8 protein-coding genes and 1 pseudogene are annotated in these 6,090 nt (G+C 51.6%); 3 read left to right on the top strand and 6 right to left on the bottom strand.

What is annotated here, in order from left to right; genetic code table 11:
- The first annotated feature begins 157 nt into the window (after positions 1–157).
- Entirely contained in the window at positions 158–724 is a 567-nt protein-coding gene (locus RAC65_RS13970) for a gamma carbonic anhydrase family protein (RefSeq protein WP_110269053.1), read from the top strand.
- Here the strand turns inward: RAC65_RS13970 and RAC65_RS13965 are convergent.
- From RAC65_RS13965 to dprA, 6 genes and pseudogenes are all read right to left on the bottom strand, one after another.
- Positions 679–936, bottom strand: a pseudogene (locus tag RAC65_RS13965) (DUF1488 domain-containing protein). The gene RAC65_RS13970 and the pseudogene RAC65_RS13965 overlap by 46 nt on opposite strands.
- On the bottom strand, positions 933–1,751 hold the full coding sequence (gene aroE / locus RAC65_RS13960; RefSeq protein ID WP_033741503.1) for a shikimate dehydrogenase: 819 nt from the start codon (positions 1,749–1,751) through the stop codon (positions 933–935). The pseudogene RAC65_RS13965 and the gene aroE overlap by 4 nt, the downstream one beginning before the upstream one ends.
- Positions 1,752–1,754: 3 nt before the next feature.
- Positions 1,755–2,327 (bottom strand): L-threonylcarbamoyladenylate synthase type 1 TsaC, encoded by a 573-nt coding sequence (gene tsaC, locus RAC65_RS13955; RefSeq protein ID WP_033741505.1) that lies wholly within the window; start codon positions 2,325–2,327, stop codon positions 1,755–1,757.
- Between the two features lie 9 nt (positions 2,328–2,336).
- Positions 2,337–2,882, bottom strand: a complete 546-nt coding sequence (locus tag RAC65_RS13950) for a topoisomerase DNA-binding C4 zinc finger domain-containing protein (RefSeq protein ID WP_367143594.1) — start codon at positions 2,880–2,882, stop codon at positions 2,337–2,339.
- A gap of 23 nt (positions 2,883–2,905) precedes the next feature.
- Positions 2,906–3,379, bottom strand: coding sequence for a DUF494 family protein Smg (gene smg / locus RAC65_RS13945; RefSeq protein ID WP_006120660.1), 474 nt, complete (start codon positions 3,377–3,379; stop codon positions 2,906–2,908).
- Positions 3,351–4,475, bottom strand: a complete 1,125-nt coding sequence (dprA, locus tag RAC65_RS13940) for a DNA-protecting protein DprA (protein WP_033741508.1) — start codon at positions 4,473–4,475, stop codon at positions 3,351–3,353. Before dprA ends, smg begins: the two co-directional genes overlap by 29 nt.
- Positions 4,476–4,592: 117 nt before the next feature.
- Here dprA and def point away from each other — a divergent pair, with 117 nt between their 5' ends.
- Entirely contained in the window at positions 4,593–5,105 is a 513-nt protein-coding gene (def, locus tag RAC65_RS13935) for a peptide deformylase (protein ID WP_006120608.1), read from the top strand.
- A gap of 20 nt (positions 5,106–5,125) precedes the next feature.
- Positions 5,126–6,070 (top strand): methionyl-tRNA formyltransferase, encoded by a 945-nt coding sequence (gene fmt / locus RAC65_RS13930; RefSeq protein ID WP_006120607.1) that lies wholly within the window; start codon positions 5,126–5,128, stop codon positions 6,068–6,070.
- Positions 6,071–6,090 lie beyond the last annotated feature (20 nt).

Here is a 6,090-nt window from a genome sequence, read left to right as displayed (position 1 = left end):
TCCGAATGAATTGCACAACCCTTTTTTTGGATCTTTTTACTGACTGCCGAGAAAACATTCATATTGATTAGATCACCAACGATCCGGCACAAAATCCCCTTGCCAGTTGGTCAGAATCGCATCAGGCTGCCAGTAAACTCAGTAAAAGGAGAACAAAATGACTGTAGCGTTACGCCCTTACAAACATCTTTTCCCAAAATTGGGTCTGCGCGTCATGGTTGATCCCACCAGCGTGGTAGCGGGTGACGTCATTATGGAAGATGATGTAGGTATCTGGCCGTTAGTCGCTATTCGTGGCGATGTGAACCAGGTGCATATTGGTGCCCGAACCAATATTCAGGATGGCAGCGTCCTGCATGTCACGCATAAATCAGAGGCCAACCCTGCCGGTTTTTCTCTGATAATTGGGGAAGACGTAACGGTTGGGCATAAAGCGATGCTGCATGGCTGCACGATAGGCAATCGCGTACTGGTTGGAATGGGCTCAATCGTACTGGATGGCGTCATTGTTGAAGACGACGTTATGATTGGTGCCGGGAGCCTGGTTCCCCCCGGCAAACGACTGGAAAGTGGCTATCTGTATGTCGGGAGCCCGGTCAAACAAATCCGGCCGCTGAATGAAAAAGAAATTGAAGGTCTACTTTACTCTGCCAGCAACTATGTTAACTGGAAGAACGACTATCTGGCCGGAGACAGCCAGACCCATCCTTCATTATCGACCTGATCGTTTCGAATGCAGTCTTCGGCCTGATCTTCCAAATCCTAGCGATGATGGCGAAACAGCGTCATCGCTTCTCCCTCACCGAACTGTTCATTAAGCGCCTCAACACTGATAGCGCAGGTTAAGCCCAACCCGTTTACCAGAACAGGGAAACAAACGGCCCTTAGTTCTGTATTCAGGCTTTCCCGATCAGGAAACTGTATCGCCTGGTTCATGACTGCATCCCGGCTTTTAATGAGGCGATGACCGGTGCGATTTCGGGCATCACCCCGTGCCATAGATGAAAGGCATGCGCGGCCTGACCCACCAGCATCCCCAGCCCGTCAGCAAGATGAGATGAACCGTGCTGCTGACACCAGCGCAGGAAAGGCGTTAAGCCACTCTGATAGAACATATCGTAGCAACGTAGCTCAGCATGAACTAATGAAGGCGGCAACGGCGGTACTTCTCCCTGAATACCACTTGATGTGGCATTAATGACAAGGTCGAAATGTCTATCCACAAGCGCGTCAAACGAACACGCATTAATCGCTCCGCGATGGGCAAACTCTGCGGCCAGAGTCTGCGCATTCAACGCCGTTCGGTTCACGACCGTGATCGTTGCTCCCATTGAAAGCAGAGGGAGAATGACGCCCCGAGCGGCCCCACCTGCCCCCACCAGCAGAAGATGGCTGTCGGGCTTAATCATCCCAAGGCGCTGAAGATCGCTGAGCAGCCCAATACCATCCGTATTGTCGCCAAGAATTTGGCCATCATCACACAGCTTTAGCGTGTTCACAGCCCCTGACAGCGCAGCGCGCTCGGTCAACTGGTCGGCAAATGCCCACGCCTGCTGTTTAAAAGGCAGCGTAATGTTCGCACCCGCCCCGCCGTCGTGGAAAAAAGTGCGGAGAGTCTCAGGAAAAGCATCAACAGGCGCATCAATACGATCATACTGAAGAGAGATTCCTGTCTGTCGCGCAAACGCCTGATGAATGTGCGGCGATTTGCTGTGACTAATGGGATGACCGAAAACTGCAAAATTTGCCATATATTAACCCTGGCGTATCAAATTGCCGCTGATGACATCGCGAATCTCAGAAGGATTGAGCCTTCCTCCTGTCTTTCCATTCAATACGGGAAACGCGGTGCCAAACTGCAATTTGACCTCTTCGACTGAACGGCACGGTGGCTGACCGGAAAGATTAGCGCTGGTCGATACCAAAGGTTTTCCAAACGCCCGGCACAGCGCCTGAACATCCGGATGATCGCTAACGCGGATGGCCAGCGAATCAAATTGCCCGGTTAACCAGCGCGGGGTAACCGGAGAAGCAGGCACGACAAAGGTGACCGGGCCTGGCCAACAGGCAAACATACGTTCACGCTGCTCCGTGGTTAAGGCCTCATCTGATACGTAAGGTTTAAGCTGATCATAGTCGGCAGCTATCAGGATCAAGCCTTTCTCTACTGGCCGTTTTTTTAATGCCAGCAGTGCCATGACCGCAGATTCATTATCGGGATCACAGCCTAAGCCGAATACCGCTTCGGTGGGATAGGCAATCACAGCATGCTGGTTAAGATGGCTTACACAATCCTGCAATGAGCCGGCAACGGGTTGATTTAACATGGTTATGTCTTATGTCTCTTGAATAATAGCTTTGCCACAACTTTTACTGGCGCAGAAAAGCCGGATGCCCTGCGCCGTCTTTTTCTCGACTAAAAGCGGAAATTCACAATGCGGACAGCGCCCCGCCACTGGCGTCAGGTTCACGGCAAACTGACAGGCTGGATAGCGTTCGCAGGCATGAAACGTTTTACCAAAACGCGAGCGGCGTTGTACCAGCTTACCCTGCTGACACTGCGGACAGTCGATCGTGGTTTCATCCGGTTTATCGATGGTTTCGGTGTAATCACACGCAGGATAGTCGCTACAGCCAATAAACATGCCAAATCGGCCCTGGCGTAATACTTTATCCGCCCCGCATTGTGGGCAAACGTGGCCTTCCAGAACTTTGACAACATGCCCATCACCCTGGTTTCCCAAAGGCTTGATATAGTCACAGGCAGGGTAATTTGCACAGCCCAAAAATGGGCCATGCTTTCCTGAACGTATAACAAGTTCTGCCCCGCATGCGGGGCAGGGATCCTGTTTACGCACAGTAAAGAGTGCGGTTTTACTCATAACAGTCATGCATTAGTAAAAATTTAATGCAGCATACCTTCGTTGACGTCGAATAGCAGTTCTTCCATCTGCTGATACGCGTTTTCACATCCAGGGATGTTAAACAGCACCATCAGCACCACCCATTTAAGATCCTCAAGATCGAAATCCAGCGTATCAAGCGCCATGACACGTTCAATGACCATTTCTCGTGTTTCCAGACTCAGTACCTGGATTTGCTCCAGGAACAGCAGGAAACCGCGGCTTTCGGCATCTAAACGCTTGCTCTCTTCATCGGTATAGATGCGCATAGAGAGCGGATCATTTGCCAGCAAAATTGGTGCGACCAGTCCTTCCTGATAGTCCGCCAATTTCTCTAACCAGTTCAACGCATTATAAATATCTTCGCGGTGGAAACCGGCATCCGTTAAGTCATCTGTCAATCTGTCCTGATCAACACCCATTTCTGTTTCGTTGTGGATATAGGTCTCAAACAAGTACATGAGTACGTCGAACATGGCATGCCCTCCTCAATCGGACATAGCCGCCGGGTACAGCTGCGATCCATCCTGCTAACTCCAGTTCCAGCAATTGAGCTGTAATAACTGGCACAGGTTGGCCGGCACGTTCAGCGACAACGTCAACAGGTGTAACCTCATCACCTACGTTAGCCAACAGCTCGGCAAATGGCAATGGAGCATCGTCACTGGCATCAGAATAAATTTCATCTGACGGGTTAACAGGTAACCAGTTAAGCATAGCGCGTAAATCTTCGACAATGTTATTAGGATGTGCCACCAACATGGCACCTTGTTGGATCAGCCAGTTTGTCCCCTCACTGCCGCTGTTACCCAGCGCACCCGGTAAGGCATAAACATTGCGATTCTGCTCTAATGCATAACGGGCTGTGACTAATGAACCACTTTTTAATGACGCTTCAATGACGAGAACACCCTGACTTAACCCACTGATAATACGGTTTCTGCGCGGAAACTGATGCGCCAGTGGCGCGGCAGTAAGCGGAAACTCCGAGATCACGGCGCCTCCCTGCATAACAATCTCCTGCGCCAGCGCAGTGTGTTTTTTGGGATACAGATGGGCCAGTCCACTCCCTAGTACGGCCACGGTTTTACCCTGCACATTTAATGCGGCACGGTGTGCCACGCCATCAATCCCGATAGCCAGCCCACTGGTTATGGTCAAACCGCTCAATGCCAGTTGTTGGGTGAACCAGTCGCACCAGTAACGGCCTGAGGGCGAACACAGACGGCTGCCTACCACCGCCAGTTGAGGTGAAGATAATACGGTTGGATCACCGTTTACATATAAGAGCGGAGGGAAACAGGCCGTTTCAAGGAGTTGAGCGGGGTAATGCGCATCCAGCGCCGTAATCAGGTGATGCGTTGGACACTGTGCCAGCCAAGTGTTAACGGTTGCCAGCCAGTCCGTGGTTTTCTGATGGGCATAATGATGTTGCGCTGTCTCGAAGCCCTTTTGGCTTAATATCACATCAATATCCTGACCTGCGCACAGTTGCTGCGCCGCGTTCAGCCAGCGTCGGCCCGTCAGGCCGGGTATCGCGGCCAGCCGCAGTAATCGCGCCCTTTTTTCCATCGTCACGGCCTCCTGATAACCGTCGCATCCCTCCGCAGAATGCTGTCAATCAAGTACTAAAAAGTCTACAATATGAGGCAGTAATCTTTTCCTTTTAGAATATAGATCTGGATATTTATGTCAGTTTTACAGGTGTTACATTTTCCTGACGAGCGCCTGCGCAAGATCGCCGCGCCAGTCAAAGAAGTTAACGCAGAAGTTCAGCGTATCGTTGATGATATGTTCGAAACCATGTATTCCGAAGAAGGTATCGGCCTTGCCGCTACGCAGGTGGATATTCATCAGCGCATCATTGTGATTGATGTCTCTGAGAACCGGGACGAGCGACTGGTATTGATCAATCCCGAGCTTCTGGAAAAAAGTGGTGAAACAGGTATCGAAGAAGGTTGCCTGTCCATTCCTGAGCAACGCGCCTTTGTGCCTCGTGCAGAGCGGGTAAAAGTGCGGGCGTTAGATCGCGAAGGTAAGCCGTTTGAACTGGAAACCGGTGACCTGCTGGCTATCTGTATTCAGCATGAAATTGATCATCTGGATGGCAAACTGTTTATCGATTATCTGTCGCCTTTAAAGCGTCAGCGAATCAAGACAAAGTTAGAAAAACTGGCGCGGCAAAACGCCCAGGCCTCTTGAGATCTGAAAAAGGGATAAACGTGTCTGCCCCGCTTAATATAATCTTTGCTGGCACACCAGACTTCGCGGCGCGTCACCTTGACGCGTTGCTCGCATCTGAGCATAAGGTCGTTGGTGTTTTCACCCAACCAGACCGCCCTGCCGGGCGCGGCAATAAGTTGACCGCGAGCCCGGTAAAAGCGCTGGCTCTTGCCCACGACATTCCGGTTTTTCAGCCCAAATCGTTGCGCCCTGCGGAAAACCAACAGCTGGTTGCCGATTTGCAGGCCGATGTCATGGTCGTGGTGGCTTATGGCCTTATCCTGCCGAAAGCCGTGCTTGAGATGCCACGTCTGGGCTGCATCAACGTACATGGTTCGTTGCTGCCACGCTGGCGCGGCGCGGCGCCTATTCAGCGCGCGCTTTGGGCGGGTGATCAGGAAACCGGTGTCACCATCATGCAAATGGATGTCGGGCTGGATACCGGTGATATGCTGGTAAAACTGGCCTGCCCTATTACTGCTGAAGACACCAGTGCTTCGTTATACGACAAGCTGGCCAGCCTCGGACCAGAAGGGCTACTGACAACCTTGTCGCAGTTACGTGAGGGCAACGCCCAGCCGGTGAAACAGGATGAAACCCTGGCAAATTATGCTGAGAAGCTCAGCAAAGAGGAAGCACGTCTTGACTGGCAGTTACCCGCGGAACAGCTTGAACGCTGCATTCGCGCCTTTAATCCCTGGCCGGTTAGCTTTTTTATGGTAAATGATCAGCCAGTAAAAGTATGGCAAGCCGGTGTTTTACCTCATGTCAATAAACGACCGGGCGAGATCGTTAAGGCTGACAAACAGGGCATTCACATTGCCACCGCCGATGGCGTACTCAATTTACTTCAGTTGCAACCCGCCGGTAAAAAACCGATGTCGGCACAGGATCTGCTCAACTCGCGCCGGGAATGGTTTGAACCCGGCTCTCTTCTGGACTGACATTCAGGCCCGGTAAATCC

Origin of the sequence: Pantoea sp. BS_8 (genome assembly GCF_041954965.1) — a bacterium.
Classification (GTDB): domain Bacteria; phylum Pseudomonadota; class Gammaproteobacteria; order Enterobacterales; family Enterobacteriaceae; genus Pantoea; species Pantoea stewartii.
Note: the sequence above shows the minus strand (reverse complement) of the source record. Positions and strands in the feature narration are given on the sequence as shown.

Coding starts and splice junctions, on each gene's coding strand:
- RAC65_RS13970 (WP_110269053.1), top strand. CDS start 158: ATGACTGTAGCGTTACGCCCTTACAAACATCTTTTCCCAAAATTGGGT.
- aroE (WP_033741503.1), bottom strand. CDS start 1,751: ATGGCAAATTTTGCAGTTTTCGGTCATCCCATTAGTCACAGCAAATCG.
- tsaC (WP_033741505.1), bottom strand. CDS start 2,327: ATGTTAAATCAACCCGTTGCCGGCTCATTGCAGGATTGTGTAAGCCAT.
- RAC65_RS13950 (WP_367143594.1), bottom strand. CDS start 2,882: ATGAGTAAAACCGCACTCTTTACTGTGCGTAAACAGGATCCCTGCCCC.
- smg (WP_006120660.1), bottom strand. CDS start 3,379: ATGTTCGACGTACTCATGTACTTGTTTGAGACCTATATCCACAACGAA.
- dprA (WP_033741508.1), bottom strand. CDS start 4,475: ATGGAAAAAAGGGCGCGATTACTGCGGCTGGCCGCGATACCCGGCCTG.
- def (WP_006120608.1), top strand. CDS start 4,593: ATGTCAGTTTTACAGGTGTTACATTTTCCTGACGAGCGCCTGCGCAAG.